This window comes from Nocardia amamiensis NBRC 102102 (genome assembly GCF_001612745.1).
GTDB classification, from domain to species: Bacteria; Actinomycetota; Actinomycetes; order Mycobacteriales; family Mycobacteriaceae; genus Nocardia; species Nocardia amamiensis.
The window spans coordinates 17,143-35,364 of sequence record NZ_BDBA01000100.1; the positions used below are offsets into that span (position 1 = coordinate 17,143).

Below are 18,222 nucleotides of genomic sequence, written 5' to 3' on the forward strand. Positions count from 1 at the left end.
TCCTCTCTACCGCGACATCCGGCTCACCGCTGCTGACCTTGAGAGCGTTGACGGCTCGGTGTGTCGAACGGCATCGACCGGGGTGGCTCGGTGCCGGTCGCATCGTCCACCGCGCCGCGAGGCGCCGAACCGAATGCCTGATCAGCGACCTTGCGCACCCGTGCCGCGTCGGGATCCACCCCCGCCAGCCGGGCATCCAGAGAATCCTGACGCTCGGCGGAGTTCCAACCCGCCCGCCGGGGACGGCCCCCGCGCCCCGCACGCTCATCACCGGGACCACCGGACTGCTTCGAGGCCGCGGTTATCTTCGGGCCCGCGGTCTTCTGCAACCGCCAGATCGTCAGCGCGATCGGACTATCAGCGTCCTCGTAACGCAAATCGCGTAAGGAATCGGCCAGCTCCTGTGGGTCTGCCCCGGCCGCGACGAGCCCGCGGAATGCCTTCTCCGCCGAACGCTTCCAGCCCGGTCGGCCGATCACCCAATCGGGGATCCGGTCGCGAGCCAGGTCGGCCAAGGTGGGCATCGTCGACCGGCGTGGCGTGGTCGCGTCGCGCCACCGCGCGACCCACTGGGCAGCGACGGCGCGTTCCTGCTCGGCGGTCGACGCGGTTTTCGCTTCGCGCTCCCACCGCTGAAGTGCCTGTAAGTCGTTGGCCAAGTACCACTCTCGTGCCTGCAACACCTCGTCCTGGGTGACGGCTGATGCCGAATCTCCCCGTCCGGCGCTACGGCCCCGACGTTGTCCCGCCGGTGGTTGCTGCTGGCGAGCCTTCTGGGCGTCGGTGAACTCGCGCCATCGTTCGATCAGCTCGTCGGGGTCCAGCGCCGCGGTGCCTTCCTCGACGATGCCGATCGTCTCAGCGGCCTCGGCCCATCGACGGGCCTCGTGGGTCTCGTAGTCGCGAATCAGCTCGGCACGGATCTGCTCACGACGATCCGGCGGGACCGCCGACATCTGGGCCTGCACGCCCAGGTAGGCCACCGGATCGCGGGTCTGCAACCACCGCTCTGCCCGCGCGAACAAGTCGCCCTCGGCGTCGTCGCGGGCGTGCGCCTGGCCGGCGGTGTGCTGTCTCCACGCCGCCATCAGCTGCCTGGGGTCGCGCGGCGCTGCGGCCTCGGCGAGCGTTCCTTCATCGAGGGCGGCCGCCTCCCACTGCTCGGCCTGCATGGTGTGGAAATCGGCAACGAGGTCCGCATCCTGCCGAACGCGCTGGCCGGGCGGAAGGTCAGGGTTCGCGCGCCACGCAAGCCAGTCCTGCCAGTCCTGGTGCTCGCCGTCAGGTGCCGCCTGGATCTGCTCGCGGACCTTCGTGGCCGCCTGGACCTGCTCGGCCCAGCGCTGTTGCAGCGGCACGACCGCGATATCGGGATCGAACTGAGGTTGCGGCTTGCCCGCCGCCACCCACACCCGGCGCGCGATCTCGTCGAGGTCGGCGTCCGGATTCTCAGCGGCGGTGCGGGCGAAGCCGTGCTTCCACAGATCGTCGCCGACCTCGGCGGCCCACTGCTGGGCGTGCTCGATTTCGTAGCGGTGCACCAGATTCCGGTCCGCGCGCGTCGGATCGGTCGCGCGCATCCGGTTCCAGTCGTCGTAGAAGTCCGGGTCGTTGTCTTGAAAGTAGGTGTGCGCGCGGTCGAGCTGGGCGTAGAACGCCGAGCCGGACACCTGCGCCAGATCAGGATGCGGCAGTCCCTCCGATTCCCGGGCACGCCAGGCCAGCCACAGATCCACCATGTGGCCGGCCGGGTCGAACTGCTGCGCGTCGGAATCCTCCGCGTTCACCAGCGCGGTGAACAGCGCCAGATCGGCAGCTTGGTTCTTCGTGCCCCACCGCACCGCCTGCTGCTCGCGCCAACGGCTCAGCATCTCCGGGGTGATTTCCGCGTCCGCGGCCAACCCCTGGGTGCGCGCGTAGTCTTCGCGTGCCGCGGCGGTGTCGATGCGGTCCAGCTCGGCGCGGATCCGTTGCCGCCGTGCGGGATCGGCCGCTACGGTCGAAAAGGTCGCCGTGCGAGAGAGCCGGTCGAGTTCGGTGGCGATGCGGTCTCGCCACCGCTCGTCGGTGATCGACGCGCGCTGCCGATCCGCGTCGCTGATCCCGAATTCCACCCCGGGGCGTGAGGTCGGTTCCATCGTGCGGGCGAAGTTGCGGCCGGCGGTCCGCAGCTGTTCCGGGTCGATGCCCAGATTGCGCATGTAGGTTTCGATCGAGGTCGCCACCTCCTGGGCCACCGCCGACCGCCCGCGCCATGCGACCGCGGTCTGATAACTCGTCGCGATCTGGGCAGGGTCCACCCCGGCCAGCGTGCGCATCGTGTTGCGCACCGCCCGCAGCTGTCCTTCGGCGACACCGAGTTCGGCGCGCGTGCGCCGCTCCACCTCCCGCCGGGTCTCATACGCCTGCGAGCGGGCATGGCGCTGCTTCATCTCCACCCGCCGCGCCATCAGCTCGCCGAGCTTCACCGCCACCAGCAGCAGCGTGCGAAGCTCCGCCGCCAATGCGCTGCCGGGATTCTCCAGTTCTGTGTTCATCGTCCGCTCTGCTCCTCGAATGCCTCACCGGCCCAGTCGTTTACGGTCTCGTCCTCCTCGTCCAGCAGCTCGCCGCTATCGGAATCGTCGAACAACCCCGTGGGCGCCGGAGTGTGCGGCAATGCCTCGAGCTGGGTTTCCTTGTAGTAGTGGCCCTCTCCCCCGTCGCAGTACTTGAACGGCCCGTCCGGATCCATCAGCGCCCGCATATGCGGATCGGCGTGATACAGCAGCCAGGTGCTGACTCCGTCATCCGGGTCACGCCGGTGCTTTTCCCAGCTGCGCCAGATCGCTTCCAGCCGCACCACCGCCTCGGCGTGGCGCCACCATTCCGGACACCACTTGGTGGTGCTGGAACCCTGCACGTCGCGGGCGTACAGCACGAAGAAGAACTCGGTGCAGAACGCCTCGAGATTGCGGAAGACCAGTCGATCAGTGGGGCCGCCGTCGGGATCGACGAGCGCGCGGACCTTCTCCGTGGCGATCTCGGTGGCCAGCCGATCCAGTTCCCGGGTCAGCGCACCGCCATCGGCTTCGGCCAGAGCGGCGGCGAACTTGCGATCGGCTAGCCCGTTGATCGTCTGGCGGAGCATCGGCCGAAACCTCTTGTCGACCAGCTCGGCGAACTGGTCGAGCACTTCGGGATGCATGTCCCGCAGGTCAGCGGGACGCTCGGTGTCACTGGTGGTCATGAAATGACGTCCTGTTGTTCGGAGGAAGAGGAGTCCGTGACCGGGAGCGAGGCCCGGTGCTGGCGGCGCAGCAGCCGTGTCAATCCGCCGCGCGAATGGCGCTGGGTCGGTCGTGGTTTGCCCAATCGCGCGGCCGGGTCGAATTCCTCGAGGGAAGCTTCGACCGCTTTGCGGTAGGGCCGATCCCAATACGGCACCGGCCGGATCATCGCCGGCCGTCCGCCCCACAGCACGATGGCGCGTTGGCGGGGCAACTGGTGCAGATGCGCGATGGTCAGGATGCGCACCTGGCGCGCGTCGCGGCCGACCGACACATGCGATTGGCCGGTAGCGAGCAGACCGGCCGGGTGCGAATAGTTCGTCGACGTCGCGATCTCCCAGCGATCCCCGATCAGCTCCGACAAGATCCCCAGCGAACTCTGATCAGCCACCCCGCCGCCGTAGACGCGGATCGGGGCCGCATCCCACAGCTGTTGCATACGATCGGCGCCGAAGCAGGCCACGCCCTGGCTCCAGTTCTGGAGGATCGCCATCACGATGATTCCGCGAGAGCCGTAGTGCGAGAACTTATCCGGCAGGTCCGGCCACTTGATCACGTTGGCCAGCTCATCGAGCGCAGCCAGCATCGGCGTCCGCAGCCGGCCGCCCTGCTGCTCGCCGTACCGCTCGGCCGCATCGCACACCGCCCACGTGAGCGCGGTCGCCAGTGCTCCGGCCGAGTCGACCCCGGCCTTGCTCATCACATACAAGGTGCCGCGAGAGCGCACGAACTCTTCCGGATCGAACTGCGGCACACCAGGTCTGGGCCTGACCCAATCACCGATCGCCTGCCGGCTCAAGATGTTGACCATCTTCTTGGCCGTACCGAACAAACCATCTTTCTGCCGATCGGAATACCCGACGAACCGTTTGAGCGCGCCCGCCGCCGCCGAGAACTCGCTGTTGCGCAGATGATCCAGCGGCGTCCGGTTCGGCTCCACGATCCACTCGTAGACCTTCGTGATCGGCTCCCCGCCGACCGCGGCCGCCAGAAACAGCCGCGCGAGCAGGTCGCGGCCCTCCGGATCGAAGAACGCATCCGGTCGTGAGCCGTCCGGAGTGGATCCGGCGAGGAAGATATCCGCGAGCCGTTCGGCGCGCACATCCCACATATCGCGGTCCCCGATCCGGATCACCTCGATCAAATCCACCCAGAACTCCGGCTTGGAGCCCACAATGCGCTGCGGGTCGAAGACATACGTCGGGCCGGCCTTCCTGCGGACCCCTCTCGTCGCATCCACGATGTCCCGCTTGTTCGACGTGGTCAGCACCGGACCGATTGCCTCGACGATCGCGGGAATGATCCGGGTCGTGGTCTTTCCGCGCCGCGGGCCCCAGAAATCGATCGACAGCTGCTCGCCGTCCTGAAACAACAGCTCCGCCTGAGCGGGATCAGCGGTGATCCGCTCATAGCCTGGTGTCCCGTTCGGCTCGACCAGCATCCCCAGCGACACCCCCGGCCACTGCGGATGCCCCAGGCGCTCAGCGACTTCCAACGCCGCCTTGCGGCGCAACGGCGCCACATCGGCGCGGCTGGCCAGCCACCGCGTCGCGAAGTCGAACCGGGAGCGACCCGATCGGCGACGCCACCACCTGCGCACCATCCACCCCAGCGCGCCGAACTGCGCCGCCCCCAACACCGCCGCCCAAACCGTCGCGGCACCCGGCCATCGTTGCCTGCCCAACCCGAGCGCGAACAACAGTGTCAACGGATTCGCCGGGTGTGCTGCCGCCAACGCCAGCGAACACCATGCCGTCGCGGTCACGGACACATACAGCAGCAGCAACCCGCCCATCACATAGAACATCGAGTCGGAATCGCCGGGATAGGTCGGCTTGTCGAAGTCGGCCACAGCTCACCCCCTCGCCCCGGCAAACCGGGAATCGGTATCGTGCCAGCAGTTTTCGATCTCGATCGGCGTCAAGATCGTCTCGAAAGGCGTCCCTGGCACGCGCTGGGTGCCGACCTTCAGCAGGAACCGGCCGCGCCCCGGTGATGCCGCTTCGCGTCCGCTGTCGGGATCACGCATCCCCGGCGTACTCCAACTCGACACCATGTCGCGATCAGCCGCGGTGAACGGAAGAATCTCATCCAACGCGGCCATCTCATCGCGCGGTAGCGCGCCCACGATCACCGCGCCGGATCTCTCGATGAAGCCCTTGGCCTTCTTGATATCGGCGGCGCTCTCCAGCGACTCCAGGTCCTTGACCGTGTGGGTGATCATCAACAGCGCCGTACCCAAGGTCCGGGTCAACCGGGTGGTGGCGTTGATCCGCTCGACCATGCCCGGCCCGGCGTTGAGCACCCGCCACAGCTCATCGATCAGCGTCAGGAAGTTGCGCTGCGGTGCCAGGCCCGCATCCGCGAGGGTGTGCGCGGCCTCCACCGCGCCGAATCCATCTTCCCAGCACGCGAACATCACCGCGGCCAGCAGCTTGTCATCACCGGCCGACAGCGCCGAGATGTCGACGCACACCGCGGTCGGGACCTCGTCGGCGAGGTTCAGCGGCGCGGAGGTGTGCCCGGCGAACACCGTGCCCAAATCGCCGTCCAGCAGCGCGTCCAGTGTGGCCAGCAGGCCGCGCACGGTGGCGGCGTAGTCGTCGCGGTCGTCGGCGGTGGCGCTGACACGAGCACGGCGCACCAGTTCGGCCGGGGCCGATTCGATCAGCTCGGACAGATCCGAGATCAACGGCGGCGATGCGGGCCCGAAGCGCGGATCCTCATCGAGCATGCGCAGCGCACGTCCGAGGATGTTGCGTTCGATCTGCCCGAGCAGTTCCCCGCGCTCGATCTCGCACAGACCCTGCACCAGCCGGCGCCGCCGGGCGAGGACATCGGCGCGGACGGTCGCGGCCAGATCTTCCCGGCCTGCCTCGATCAGGCGCGGCACGATACTGCCCAGCGCGCCGACGGCTAGCGGGTTCAGGTGCCCGTGCCCGTGGCCGAGACGGATCACCACGCCATCGAGCTCGCGGATCAGCTTGACGTACTCGCCCTTGGTGTCGGCGAAGATCAGTGGAGTGCGCCCGGCCGCGACCTCCCCGGCGACCATCTTCCGTGCCAGCGTGCTCTTGCCGAAGCTGGGCAAACCGAGGATGAACGTCGAGGGGGTGTTCTGGATCCGGGACACGTAGGTGGCCGAGGTCGGGTCGTAGCAGAACGTCGCCCCTGACCCCAGGTGCCGCCCGTGGGGCGTGCCGACCAGCGGGTGAGTGTCACCGGCCACCCACGGGAAAAGCCCGCACGCTTGCACGGTCGTGGCACGAAACATCGGCGGTGGATCCACCACTCCCATCGCGCCGCCGCCCGCCCCTTCCAGCCCACGGCGGGTCAGGCGATGCGAGCGCCGCCATTTCGGCTCCCGCCGTGACGGATCGCGCTCGGCCTGCTCGGCGCGATACCTCTGCGCATCGGCTTTGGCCTTCTCGCGTTGCGCGGCGCGGCGGCGGCTCCGGCTCGCCGCCAGCGCGTCGGTTCTCTCGGCGCGTGGCTTCGGCGGGCGGGGTTCGTAGGATCGGCGGATTTTGTCTTCGACGAACCGGCGCGGGCCGAAAGTCAGATTCGACATCCCCGCACCCCTACGCCTCGCCCTGGAGCGTGCGCGAGACCGTCGCGTGATCGGGCAGCAGCACGCCGATGCCCAGCCCGGTCAAGAACGCTGCGGCCTGTTGATTCCATGCGGGCCGAACCTTCAGGCGCGCAGAGCTTTTCATTTCCTTGACGACCTCGCCGTAGGAGTCCAGCTCCTCGAGGCTGTGCGCGGTCACCGTGATCACCATCGCGTAGTCGGTGACCCCCGCGCCGCGGGCCTCTTCGTCGCGGGCCTGCATCGTCGCGGCCAGGCGTACCTTCGCGCGAGCCGAGGAGATCCCCCGCGACGCGGTCACCTCCGCGGCCGCCGCCAGGTAGTCACCGTCCACGCTCTCGGTGGCCTCACCCGGCGGAAGCGGCCGGTGAATCAGGGTGATCCGCTTGCGCGGAATGTCGCTGCGCCCGACGATCAGGGCGCGCAGAATGCGTTCATCGTGGAAGCCCGCCGGTGGCGCGGTCATCACCCAGGTACGCGAGAACGCGCCATCGTGCGTGTAGGTTTCGCGGTCGAGTTCTTCGGCGGCCATCGGGCCGGCGTCGAGCCAATCGACGACTTCGCCGGGGGTGGGAGAACCGCGCATCCGCATCAGATCCTCTACCGCGGTCTCGGTCTCGGTGCGTGGGTCGTAGGCGCGGCGCACGGTGGCAGCGATCTGGTAGTCGCTCATCGGCTCGGCCACTACCTGCACCCGGCCCAGTGCCCCGCACATCTGCGGCAGCCGTTCGGCCAGGTCGGCGACCATCACCATCGGATCGCGCCGCTTGGCCTCGGTGCGCGCTGCCCACGTGATGGCCATCCGCATGTGCAGCTGGTAGCCGCTGCGATCAGCAGCGCGGCCCGCGCCGGCCTGGTGCAGCCATTCCCGCGCGGCGCGCGGCGCGCCGGAATCCTCGATGCGGTGCATTTCCGACTTGAGCCGGGCTCCGGTCTCTGGGATCGTCTCGGCGACGGTGACCACTGCAACGATGTCGCCCGGCTGTGCGGCCTCGGCCAGGAATCCGCCCCACTCGGCCACCATTGCGTTGATGACGTCCTGCTCCATGCCGTCGATGCCGCGCGGCGAGCACCGCAGCACGGCGGTGTACTGCTTGGTGAACGGGTTCCGGATCATCCCGAAGCGGTGGCCGTGTTTGGTTGTGCCCCACCACATTTCGGTGCTAGCGCCCACGCCCGGCAGCCGGGTGCGGCCGCCAGGGGCTTGTGAGAGCGGACCGGCCCGCAGGATATGACGGCCGCTGCTGCGCTGGCGCCGCCACGCCCCTTCCAGCAACAGCAGGTCATAGCCGGTCTTACCGCCGATCCGCATCGCCAGCGGCGCGACCACCACCAGCGACAGGGCAGCCCACCCGATACCGATCGCGCGAAACCCGAGCATCGTCAGCAACGCCGCGAGCATCAGTGAGACGAACAGCCCGTAGAACACCCTCTTGGGCAGGCCGAATGCGTAGGTCCGGCGCAACTCCACACCCGCGCCGTAGGTCCGCCGCGCATCCGGACGTAACTGATCCACCATCTACCTGAACCTCCGTTTTCCTGCCCCGCAGCGGGCGATCAATTCGTGCCATCGGACCGGCCTCCCGACGGCGGTGCGGCGCCGGACGGCCCCGCCGAGGGCGGAACGTCCGGTGATCCGGTACCGCGGGCCGCGCCATCGGCGGCGATTGTGCCCATCCCGACGCCGATGTTCTCGATGCGTTCCTTGGCCGCTCCGGCGGCCATCGCGATCGGCCCGCCAGCGGCTGAAGCCGCCCCGGACGATGACGCTCCGGCGGCCTGCGATCCCGTCGCACCGGACACCTCACCGCCCGTGCCCCCTCCGCTCCCTGCGGACGAGGACGACTGGATCGGCACGGCCCCGCTCGGTGCGTCGCCGCCGCCGTCGGAACGACCGCCGGAACCGGACGGCTGTTCTCCCCCACCGGCCTGGCTGAATCCGCGCATCGCCCCTCCCAGCAGCGGGACCGCGCCGGTGGCCAGCAACGCACCGCCCATCGCCGCCGCACCTGACCCCCCGGCCATCTGACCGGCCACCGGCACCAGCAACCGAACCAGCGCGGGAAGTGTCAGACACGACAGAGTCAGCAGAATCATCCCGGCGAGGGTGCCTTGAGCGTCCTGTGCGCCCGCTGCCAGCGAAAACGCGATCCCGTAGACGAGGGCGGTGATGAATGGGAACAGCAGGAACACCAGGATCCAAGCCATCAGCTTGCGGTACGCCTGCATCCCGGCCTCGGTGCCGCTCCACGCCGCGGCGAGCGGCAGCGTGCCCAGCACCAGCTTGCTCACCGCGATCTGCACGAGGATGAACACCATCTGCGCGACAACACCCATGACGCCCAGCAGCGCGAAAATGAACAGCAGCCCCGCACCCAGACCACCCCCGAACTCGGCGACCGCGAGCAGCTTGTTCACCGCCTGCACTGGATCAACCCCGCCGGCCATCTGTTCGAGCAGCCACACGCTCGCCGCGCGCATCGCGTCGTCTCCCAAGACCACCAGACCAACCAGCGAACTGGACACGAACACCGACCGCGCCAGGAGAATCGCAGCTTCTTTCGCCTGCTGGCTACGCAGCTGGGCTGACGCCCACGCCAGGCGTACCAGCGCGATGCCCATGCTCACCACGAAGGCGCAGATCTGGAAGAACCGCAGATACGAGTGCGTGCGTCCCACGATGTCCGCGGTGGCGTCGGTGCTGGTCGATGACGTGATCGGCGTGCGGTACCACCAGGAGAACATCAGCGCGATGCCCTTACGCCAGCCCTCGGCGAATTCGACGGCGGCCTTGCCCACCACGCCCTTCATCAGCTCTCCGGCAGCGTCACCGGGGTTGGTGCCGGCCTGGAACACATCGCACCCGCCCTCGACGATCGAACCCAGCACGCCGGGCAACTGGTCGCCGATATCGCGGCACGGCTTGTACAGGTCCGGTTGCTGCCCGTCGCCAGGCGTCGATGGACTCGGCGTAGAGGGAGATGGGCTCGTGGTGGACGGAATCGATGGAATCGAAGGGATAGACGGGATCGACGGAACAGACGGTATGGGGAAAGGCAACTCCGGCTGCGCGGACGCCTGGGCCGGTGTCAGCATCACCACTGACACCGCAACCCAAACGAGCACCGCCAGCCGCGTCACCATGTCGTCCAGCCCGATAGCGAGACCACCGTCAGCTTCGCCGCCGGCGTGTGCGGAGCCCGCATCCGCCAATCACCGTCCTGCCAGACCACCTCGATCGGCACCACGTTCCACACCCCCGGACTGTGAGCCGGGACCGCGTACTGAATCGCGGCGAAATCGCCTTGCCAGCCGGTGATCCGGAAACCTGACGGCCGCAGCGCCAACGCCGAGGTTCCGGAGTAGTCCCACTGCTTGGTCGCCCGCATCTGCGCCAGATCCTCTGGGGTGCCGACGATCTGGTGTGCCATGACCGCGTCGAAGACCTCCCGGCTGCTGGCTGCCCGCCACACGATCTGCCAGGCCGCCAGCGCCGCACCCTGCGGCGTGCGTGTGTAGCCCTCCGCCAACGGTCCCTCGACGCGGGCCGGGCCATCGCTGGTGGAGAACGGCAGGACCCACGGCTTGACCTCCTGCCACATCACCGACTCCGGCGCGGCCGGAGCCGGGCAGTTCGGCGGGGTGTCGCACCGGTAGTCGTCGCGGCTGACCGGCTTCTGCGGAAGTGCCTGCCCAGCAGCGTTGTTCGGATGCGCGACGGGGCGACCCAGCATGTCCGCAGACGGCGGGCCGAAGCCGCCCGGCGCATTCGGCGCGGTCGTGGTCGGCGCCGCCGATGCGCTCGGCCTGCTCTGCGGCTGCGCGTCGTCGTCGTGGCCACCGAGCGCCCGGTAGCCGAGAATGCCCGCCGAGGCGATGACGACGAAGCCTAGAAACCCCGCCGCCAGGACCAGGGTAGTGCGATTGTTCCGCCATCCGGCGCCCCCGGCTGCCGAGGTGGATTCGGTGGTTTCGTTGCTGGTGTCCTTCACGGACTGTTCCCCTCGCTAGTGATGAAATTCGGTGTAGCCGTCGAGGTTCGGCAATACGACGGGATCGGTCGCTACCCGGCCGTCGGCACCGGCCTGCTGCGGTGCCGGCAGTTCGATCTTCCAATCGCCCCCGCGCCAAGCCATCTTGGTTGGCTGGGCCGACAAGTTCCCGTCCGGCATTCGCGTGGCCAGCCACACCGTCGTCGCCTGTGTCGACCAGTGCTCCACCCGGAATCCCGCGAACTGCGCGGTCTGCGCCGGATCGGCCTCGGCCACCACCGAGGCCATCAATCGCTGGACGGCGTAGTTGTCTCGGCCCGGACCCGGCACGACGAGTTCGTGCGCGGCCGCCGACCAGGACTCGGGACCGCCGTCGGGGGCCAGAGCCAGTCGCGCTTGCCCTTGCATGGCGGCCGCCACGGCGCCCTGCGGCGTCGGCTCGTACCCGGTGGGCACCGCGCCGGAGCGCGACTTCGGGCCCGCCGCCGTGAACGGCACGAACACGCCGCGGTAGGACTCCCACCGCGTCCCGTTCGGCGGTGCCGAGACGTTTACCGGCGCCGCTTTATCGGAGGCGTGGTCGTGGTCTGACCCGCAACCGGTGAGGCCGCCGACGGTGAGCGCGATGCCGATCACGACGGCGGCGATGGTGATTGATCTCTTCATGAATTCCGTTCCCTTGTCAGATCACCCAGGCGGCCCAACCGCTGATCGAGCCGAGCAGGATCGCGCAGATCACCACCACGAGCACCCGAGCGGCTGCGCGGTCGACGCCGCCCGCGGCTTGATACAGATGTGCGAACTCGACTCCTGCCAAGACGGCGGCCAAGCCCAGCAGCGCCGTGCACACCCACAGGAAGTGACCAACCAGCGATAGCAACGGGCCGGTCACCTCGGCCGGGGGAATCACCATGTCCTGTGCGAGCATGTCGGCCTGCTCAGCTGAAGAAGGTGATGATGTTGGCCGCGCTCAGGCTGATGATGGTGCCGACGATGCACGCCACCACCGCCACCTTCTGCCCCGGGGAGGCATGACCTTCCGAATACGCCTGGGCGAAACTCACGCCGGATCGGATCGTGAGCCCGATCAATGCGGCCGTGGCGACCCAGCTGGCCACGCCCAGCAGTAGTTTGATCTTGTCCGATCCTGGTGGGGCGGTCGGAGTGAAGTTGATATCGGTGCCGGACTGCCCTGGTGCGGGTGAAGGCTGCTGGGCCAGTAGCTCCAGCACCGTGTGTGTGACGCTCATGTCGTGGGTTCCTCCGTCGTCGAATTCGGTTGAGCGGCATCCCTATCCCGCTGCGGCAGCGTCTTTCGCCGCCGGGATCGAGTGCTGGTTGCGGTAGCGGCCGATCGCCGTGCGGGCGGTGGCGAAGATCTGCTCGGCCAGAGCGGCGACCGGCGCGGGCGGTGTGCGCGTGGGATCGCGATCCCCCAGGCGCACAGCAGAATTGGCGGGAGACCAGCTCGGCAGTTCGTGCGGCTCCAGCGACCGCCACGGCTCGAGCCAGCCCAGCCGCCACGCTTCGCCGCCGACATCGCGCGTCAGTGATTCCACGGTGCTGCGGCGGGTGCCGACCGGCTTGGACAACGGGCGATCGGAGTCGGCAACGGTGACCACCCCCAGCAGGTGAGTGCCGGCCGGAGTGGCGGAATGCATATGGGCCAGCAACGCATGATGCACAGCCGCCAGACCGGACATATGCGTGCGGGCGACCAGCACCACGAACGGCGAATCCACCTCACCGGCGGACCCGATCAGACCAGGCCAGCGACGTCCCGCGTCCCCGGCGAAACTGATCGACATCGCCAGACTCGTCACGCCCGCTCCCCCGTGCGTGCCGACCAGCCACAGCAGCGGTGCCGCGCCGGAGTGACCGGGCACCCGCCGGTTCCACATCGCGACAGGCGGCCACACCCGCGCATCTGCCTGTGGATGGACGTCATCACCAGGTCCGGTAGTCCTCAACGCGCCACCCCCCGTCCACCTCGACGAGCGTGACGGTCACCGTGAACGGGGCCACGGCGTCGCGATGGCCGTCCGGCCAGCTCACGGTCTGGGCCACGCCCACCTTGCGGTCAGCGTGGCCGGGCAGCTCCCGCGGCGGACGCTCCGCGCTGACGAAGGTCTCGGCGTCGACACGTGCTCGCCCGGTGGACCAGTCACCCCACCGCAGCGAGGCTCCCGGTGCCGGGGGAAGCGCAGCAAGGCGGGCGTTCATCGACTCGCTCAGCCACGGCCGAACCCGTTTGAGCGCATCGCCGGGGGCTTCCTCGGCCGGCCGCAACGTGTAGAGCTCACGCATCGCGGCCGCCGCGACGACCTCCGCGCTCTGCCCGGCCACCGGCCCCGCGCTCGTGATCGGACCCGGCCACGCCCTCGCCGTCGACTGCGGCGGCCATGCCGTCTGCTGGGTCTCACCACACCCGACCAACACCGTCACTACAATGGCAATAGCGGTGCAACACAATGCATTTCGGACGATCATCACGTCACCCGCCGCGCGCGCATCCCAGGCTGGATGTCAGCCTCGGTGACCGATTCGCCGGTTTGTGGCGCGTGGATCATCCGGCCACCGCCGATCGCGATGCCCACGTGACCCGGCAGCCCGTCCGAGCCGAACTCGCCGAACACGAGATCTCCCGGCTGCGCCTGGTCTATCGGAACCTCGACGCCGACGCTCCACTGCTGCTCGCTCGTGCGCGGCAGGGTTGCCCCGGTCGCGGCGTGCACGGCATAGGAGGTCAGTCCAGAGCAGTCGAAACCGCCGGCGGACGGTCCCCCAGGTCCACCGCCGCCCCACACGTACGGGGTGCCGATGTAGCCGCGCGCTGCGTCCACGATCTGTGAGCCGCTGGCGCTGCCGGGGGTCGGGATGAACCGGCCCGTGCTTCCTGCCGCCCGGAAATTCGGCTCGTCGCCGGTGATGATCCGCACGTACTCCGTCGTCTCCGAATACGGTGGGACACCACCGGATTCGCGCACGGCGTTCTCGCCGGCGTTGTAGGCAGCCAGCGCCAGTGTCGCGGTGTCGCCGTGTACGGTGCCCTCGGCCTTCCATTTGTCGATCTGGTCGGCCAGCGCGCACATGTAGCGGCCCTGCCCGATGATCGCGTCGCCGTCGTCCCAGACGCTCGCCGCGCCGTTGCCGTCGGCGTCGACGACGTAGGGCTGACCGTCCAACGGGTCGGTCGCGGTTGCGGTCGACGGAAGAAACTGAGCAAGGCCCTCAGCCCCGGACGGAGAGGTCAGCCCACGGCGAAACCCCGACTCCTGCTTGCCCTGCGCGGCCAGCAGCGACGCGCTGATCTGTGGGCACAACGAACCCGCCTTGCGATACCACGGCTCGAGTTCGGCAGGCACGCTGCCGTCGGCGAGCTGACCGCCCGCGGTTCCGAACCCAGGAGGGCATTGACTCGGTGCGCTCGGAATGGTCGGGGTGGTCGGCGTTCCGGACCGGGGCGCCTGCACTTCCGGTGCAGGGGTCGCCGCGCCTTGCAGCCACGGCACTGGGTCGATCTGCTTGCCACCCGCGAACCGGCCTCCGGGCACAACCTCGAAGTGCAGATGCGGCCCGGTGGACTCACCGGCCGAGCCGACCGTGCCGATCTGCTGTCCGGCCGTGACCTTTTCACCGACGTGCACACCGATGCCGGAGTCGAACTCGTGCCCGTAGACCGTCGACACCGGCTGGCCCCGCTCGTCGATCGAGTCGATCACGATCCAGTTGCCGAATCCTGACGCCGGGCCGGCAGCGACGACAGTGCCGTCCATCGCGGCGTAGATCGGTGTGCCCGCGGCCGCCGCCATGTCGACGCCCAGATGCGTGCCGCCTCGCGCGCCGAAGGTGTCGGAGATGGTGTAGGTGTTCTCAGCCAATGGCATCGATCGCCTCCCGGGAACGTTCGGGGCCGATGCGGCTTGGGCCGGTTGCTCCGCGGCCGCGGGCGACACCGGTCCAGCCAGCACGTTGTCGCTGGTCGATGTCTGCGGACCACAGGTCTGAGACGACTGGTCGGAGTCGTTGAACACCAGCAGCATCACGGTGGTGAGCAGCATCAGGCCCATACCAGCGGCCGCGATCGGCGCCGCTGCTCCGGCGGTGCTCACCGGATGCCACTCTCACCGCTGCCCACCGCATCACTCATCGCCCCGGCACGGACGAGGTGGCCGTGGTGGGGCGCACCGTGGTGGAGCTGGCGCCAGCCTTCTTGTCGAGGGCCTTCGCGAGCGCGCTCAGCCACTGCACGGTGTACTGGGTCGGTGTCTGCCCGTCGGCGCCGACCTGAGCGACGTCGTAGGAGGTGTGCTGGGCGCCGGAATTCCAGTACCGCAGGTCGGTAGCCATCTGCACCAGGCCCGCGTTGTCGCTCACATCGCGTGTGACCTCATTGAAGATGTAGCGCACTCCGGCCGAAATGGTCGCCGGAGGAACCATGTCCAACACCGCACCGGCCAGCTGGATCCCCAAATCACCCAGCGCTCCAACAGGATTGGTCATCCCGACCGCGACGAGCGAGGCGATGTTGGCCGGCGTCAGAACCTTCTGTGCCACCGTGACCGCTGCCGAGAACCCCATCACGCCGGCCTTGATCACCGCGCGGATCACATCGTTGTCCGCCGCGGGTGTCGCCGACCGCGGATCGGAGTTCTGCGCCAGTCTGCCCAGCACGGTGGTGCCGGAGTTGTTGATGCTGAACTTGCCGTTGCTGAAGTTGATGTCGTTGTTGATCACCCCGGCCGCGGTACGCAGCACCGATCCGCCCAGCGCCGTCGCGATATCGGACACCGTGCGCAACGGATCTTGCGCGGAAAAGTGGATCTGACCACCGAGGTTGGCGATCGTGCGGGCCAGCGGCGCGTCTTTCGGAGTGGAGCACGCCACGTCACCGCCCGCGCACCATGACGCCACGCGCCCGGTCAGCTGCCCGTAGCCGGTCGACGTGCTCAGCGCTGGAGCGATCCCACCGCCGACGGTCGGAGTGGTCGAGGTCAGCAGCAATTGCGACAACAGCGACTGATCCAGCCCCGAGGGCACCGCCGGCGACAGCCGCTGTGGTGCACCAGGGAACACCGCAGACTGATCCTCACGGATCGGGGACGAGAACAACGACACGGCCGCGACCCGGTCCGACCGCACCGGTGCGTTGACATTGCCCGACCCGATCATTCGAGCCAGTTCATCGGCTATCTCCGCCCCCTGGGAATAGCCGACCAACGCGATCATCGACGACGGGCAGCGCTGCGCGTACGCGCTGATAGTGCGGATCCCTGCGGCCACGCCACCGGTCATCGACTCCGCATAGGGCTTGTCGTGGAATCCGAAATCGGCTGCGTAGGGCACCATCTGACGTGAGACGACGCCCGGAGCCTCCCGCAGCAGCGGCAACGTCACCGTCTGGCCGAGGAAACCGGAATCGGTGGTCGGGTCGCTCTGCTCCCCTGACTGCCCGGTGCCCTGGAAGGCCACCACATGCAAAGGCGTGCAAGGGATCTGCTGCTGGTCCTGCGGAGCAGTCGTCGTTGTGCCGGGCTCTGCCGGCTCGGCCGCCGCAGGGGCTAGTGTCACGGCCCCGACAGCCGCGGCCACCATCGCCGCCGCGGTGACGCGGCCGACCACCGTCGAATTCTTCATCGAAGCTCTCCCAACAGATGCAGATAGGCCGCCCTCGTGGGCGAGGCCAGGCGATGCCAGCCGACAAGACCGCCTTCGGCCAGATGCAGGTCATAAGGAACCGAGACCACCGCGCGGATCCACTCGCCGAGGAAAGCGCGCACATGAGCGGCGATCCCTGGATCGGCACCGGGATGCTGATGCGTCACCACCAGAACCGCGTCACCGATGACGAACTCGCCGAAATGCTGGTCGAGCCAGATCAGGGCGGGTTTCAGCCGGTTGATCGTGTCGGCGCGGGCCGCCACCGTGATCACCAGCCCGATGCGGGGATCGGTCAGAAGCGGCGCCGTACCGCGATTGCTCGCCGGCGCTCCGCCGTCATAGACCGCCAACGCTCCAGCATCGGTGAGATGGCGGTGTACCGACACGAACGACTCACGCCGCGGCAGGGGGTCCGGCGTCCGCGCCAGCACGCTCGCGCCGCACGACGCGTGCCCGAGGAAGCGGTTCACCGTGGAGGGCAGGCTCGGACACTCGGCCTCCAGCCAGGATTGCAGCGTGCTCACCGGCGCGGCAGAGTCACAGCCGCGCAGGGCCAGGTCGCCGCCCCCAAGGGTGGCGTCGACCGCGACCGGCCACAGCTCCCCGTCACTGTCGCTCGCCATCGCCGCGGCCAGGCCCAGGGCGGTAGTGGTTGCTCCAGACCCGCCCGCGGTGCCGACCACCAGCACCGCAGGGATGTCGATTCGCAGAAGACGTCCCTGTCCACCACGCAGGGCCACCGGATCGGTGGGCGAACCGGACCCGGCAGGCGCACACAGCGCATCCGCCTCGGAAGTAGCTGCGCCGGTGGCGTTTTCGTCGATCTCGAAATGCACGGCCATCAGTTCCCCCCGGCGGTGATCGAAGCGATCAGAGTGCGGCCGTCGCGCTGGACAGTGGTTTCGGTCTGCTCCCAGCCCGCTTGCTTGCCGTCCGGGTACCGCTCGGTGACCTGCACGCCGAACGTGTCCGGGCCGCGCGGGGTGATGGTGACGCAGTGCTCGGTACCCGCCGGGGTCTGATCGATGGCTTGCTTCGTCTTCTCCACAGGGGCTGCCACCGCGTCCGGCGCCAGGACCGAACGCACCGCATCCGCACTACGCAGAACGTAGAAGGCGTACTGCTGGTAGAGAATCACCCCCGTCGGCGTATTCAGGTCCCCCGCGCCCGCGCCGACAATCCTTGTGGCTGAGGTCATTTCCTGGCACCACGCTGCCTGTGTCGGCACCGCGGTCGAGGAGGTCTGAGGTGCCGTGGCGGGCACGAGCGTTGGCCCCGGTGCCGCGACGTCCCCACCGGAGGTCACCACCAACACAGCCCCCGCCGCGATCGCCGCGACGGCGCAGGCCGCTCCCACGAACACGCCGATCCGGACGAACCGGTCCCGCCGCCGCTTGGCGCGTAATGCTCGTTCCCGAGCATCGGCCGCCAGCGCCGCCATCGGGTCATCTGCCAGCAGATCGGGTATTGCCGTCGGCGCCGGATCGCTGCCGTCATCGTCGTCTCGGTCCACGACGTCCTCGGCCAGGTCGGCGGCGGGGGCGGGGGCATCGCCGGTCTCCTCGACCCACGCCATCCAACCGGCGTCGACGTCCATTTGCGACGACACGGACGCCGTCGAGGAGACCGGCGACAGCGGCGGCATCCAGCTCCGCTGGTCAGCAGCGCTCTCGGCTGATGGGTCATTCATCGGTGACACACCCCTTCCCCC

At 68.7% G+C, this 18,222-nt stretch carries 16 protein-coding genes; all 16 read right to left on the bottom strand.

What is annotated here, in order from left to right:
- Positions 1-23 precede the first annotated feature (23 nt).
- The 16 genes from NA4_RS19470 to NA4_RS19545 all read right to left on the bottom strand — a co-directional run bounded on the left by NA4_RS19470 (position 24) and on the right by NA4_RS19545 (position 18,201).
- Positions 24-2,537, bottom strand: a complete 2,514-nt coding sequence (locus NA4_RS19470) for a hypothetical protein (RefSeq protein ID WP_067471595.1) — start codon at positions 2,535-2,537, stop codon at positions 24-26.
- Complete coding sequence (locus NA4_RS19475) at positions 2,534-3,229, bottom strand: DUF4913 domain-containing protein (protein WP_067471598.1); 696 nt, start codon at positions 3,227-3,229, stop codon at positions 2,534-2,536. The genes NA4_RS19470 and NA4_RS19475 overlap by 4 nt, the downstream gene beginning before the upstream one ends.
- Positions 3,226-5,121, bottom strand: coding sequence for a type IV secretory system conjugative DNA transfer family protein (locus tag NA4_RS19480; RefSeq protein ID WP_067471600.1), 1,896 nt, complete (start codon positions 5,119-5,121; stop codon positions 3,226-3,228). The genes NA4_RS19475 and NA4_RS19480 overlap by 4 nt, the downstream gene beginning before the upstream one ends.
- Positions 5,122-5,124: 3 nt before the next feature.
- Positions 5,125-6,840, bottom strand: a complete 1,716-nt coding sequence (locus NA4_RS19485; RefSeq protein WP_084497245.1) for a putative type IV secretion/conjugal transfer ATPase — start codon at positions 6,838-6,840, stop codon at positions 5,125-5,127.
- A gap of 10 nt (positions 6,841-6,850) precedes the next feature.
- Positions 6,851-8,377: an SCO6880 family protein gene (locus tag NA4_RS19490; RefSeq protein ID WP_067471602.1), complete on the bottom strand. Its 1,527-nt coding sequence runs from the start codon at positions 8,375-8,377 to the stop codon at positions 6,851-6,853.
- A 38-nt stretch (positions 8,378-8,415) separates the two neighbouring features.
- Positions 8,416-9,957: a hypothetical protein gene (locus tag NA4_RS19495; RefSeq protein WP_157129142.1), complete on the bottom strand. Its 1,542-nt coding sequence runs from the start codon at positions 9,955-9,957 to the stop codon at positions 8,416-8,418.
- 38 nt (positions 9,958-9,995) lie between these two features.
- Positions 9,996-10,850, bottom strand: a complete 855-nt coding sequence (locus NA4_RS19500; protein WP_067471607.1) for a DUF8175 domain-containg protein — start codon at positions 10,848-10,850, stop codon at positions 9,996-9,998.
- A gap of 15 nt (positions 10,851-10,865) precedes the next feature.
- Positions 10,866-11,516: a DUF8175 domain-containg protein gene (locus NA4_RS19505; protein WP_067471610.1), complete on the bottom strand. Its 651-nt coding sequence runs from the start codon at positions 11,514-11,516 to the stop codon at positions 10,866-10,868.
- Between the two features lie 16 nt (positions 11,517-11,532).
- A complete protein-coding gene (locus tag NA4_RS19510) occupies positions 11,533-11,778 on the bottom strand; it encodes a hypothetical protein (protein WP_067471613.1) in 246 nt (81 codons plus the stop codon).
- A gap of 10 nt (positions 11,779-11,788) precedes the next feature.
- Complete coding sequence (locus tag NA4_RS19515; RefSeq protein ID WP_067471616.1) at positions 11,789-12,100, bottom strand: hypothetical protein; 312 nt, start codon at positions 12,098-12,100, stop codon at positions 11,789-11,791.
- Between the two features lie 42 nt (positions 12,101-12,142).
- The gene (locus NA4_RS19520) at positions 12,143-12,736 is read right to left on the bottom strand and encodes a hypothetical protein (protein WP_157129143.1); all 594 of its coding nucleotides are present in this window, start codon (positions 12,734-12,736) and stop codon (positions 12,143-12,145) included.
- Positions 12,737-12,797: 61 nt separating this feature from the next.
- Entirely contained in the window at positions 12,798-13,295 is a 498-nt protein-coding gene (locus NA4_RS19525; protein WP_157129144.1) for a hypothetical protein, read from the bottom strand.
- Between the two features lie 44 nt (positions 13,296-13,339).
- Positions 13,340-14,920 (bottom strand): peptidoglycan DD-metalloendopeptidase family protein, encoded by a 1,581-nt coding sequence (locus tag NA4_RS19530; protein WP_067471625.1) that lies wholly within the window; start codon positions 14,918-14,920, stop codon positions 13,340-13,342.
- Between the two features lie 76 nt (positions 14,921-14,996).
- Positions 14,997-16,487, bottom strand: coding sequence for a cutinase family protein (locus tag NA4_RS19535; RefSeq protein WP_084497246.1), 1,491 nt, complete (start codon positions 16,485-16,487; stop codon positions 14,997-14,999).
- Positions 16,484-17,353, bottom strand: a complete 870-nt coding sequence (locus tag NA4_RS19540; protein ID WP_067471629.1) for a MinD/ParA family ATP-binding protein — start codon at positions 17,351-17,353, stop codon at positions 16,484-16,486. Before NA4_RS19540 ends, NA4_RS19535 begins: the two co-directional genes overlap by 4 nt.
- The gene (locus NA4_RS19545) at positions 17,353-18,201 is read right to left on the bottom strand and encodes a DUF8176 domain-containing protein (RefSeq protein WP_157129145.1); all 849 of its coding nucleotides are present in this window, start codon (positions 18,199-18,201) and stop codon (positions 17,353-17,355) included. The genes NA4_RS19540 and NA4_RS19545 overlap by 1 nt, the downstream gene beginning before the upstream one ends.
- Positions 18,202-18,222: the final 21 nt, after the last annotated feature.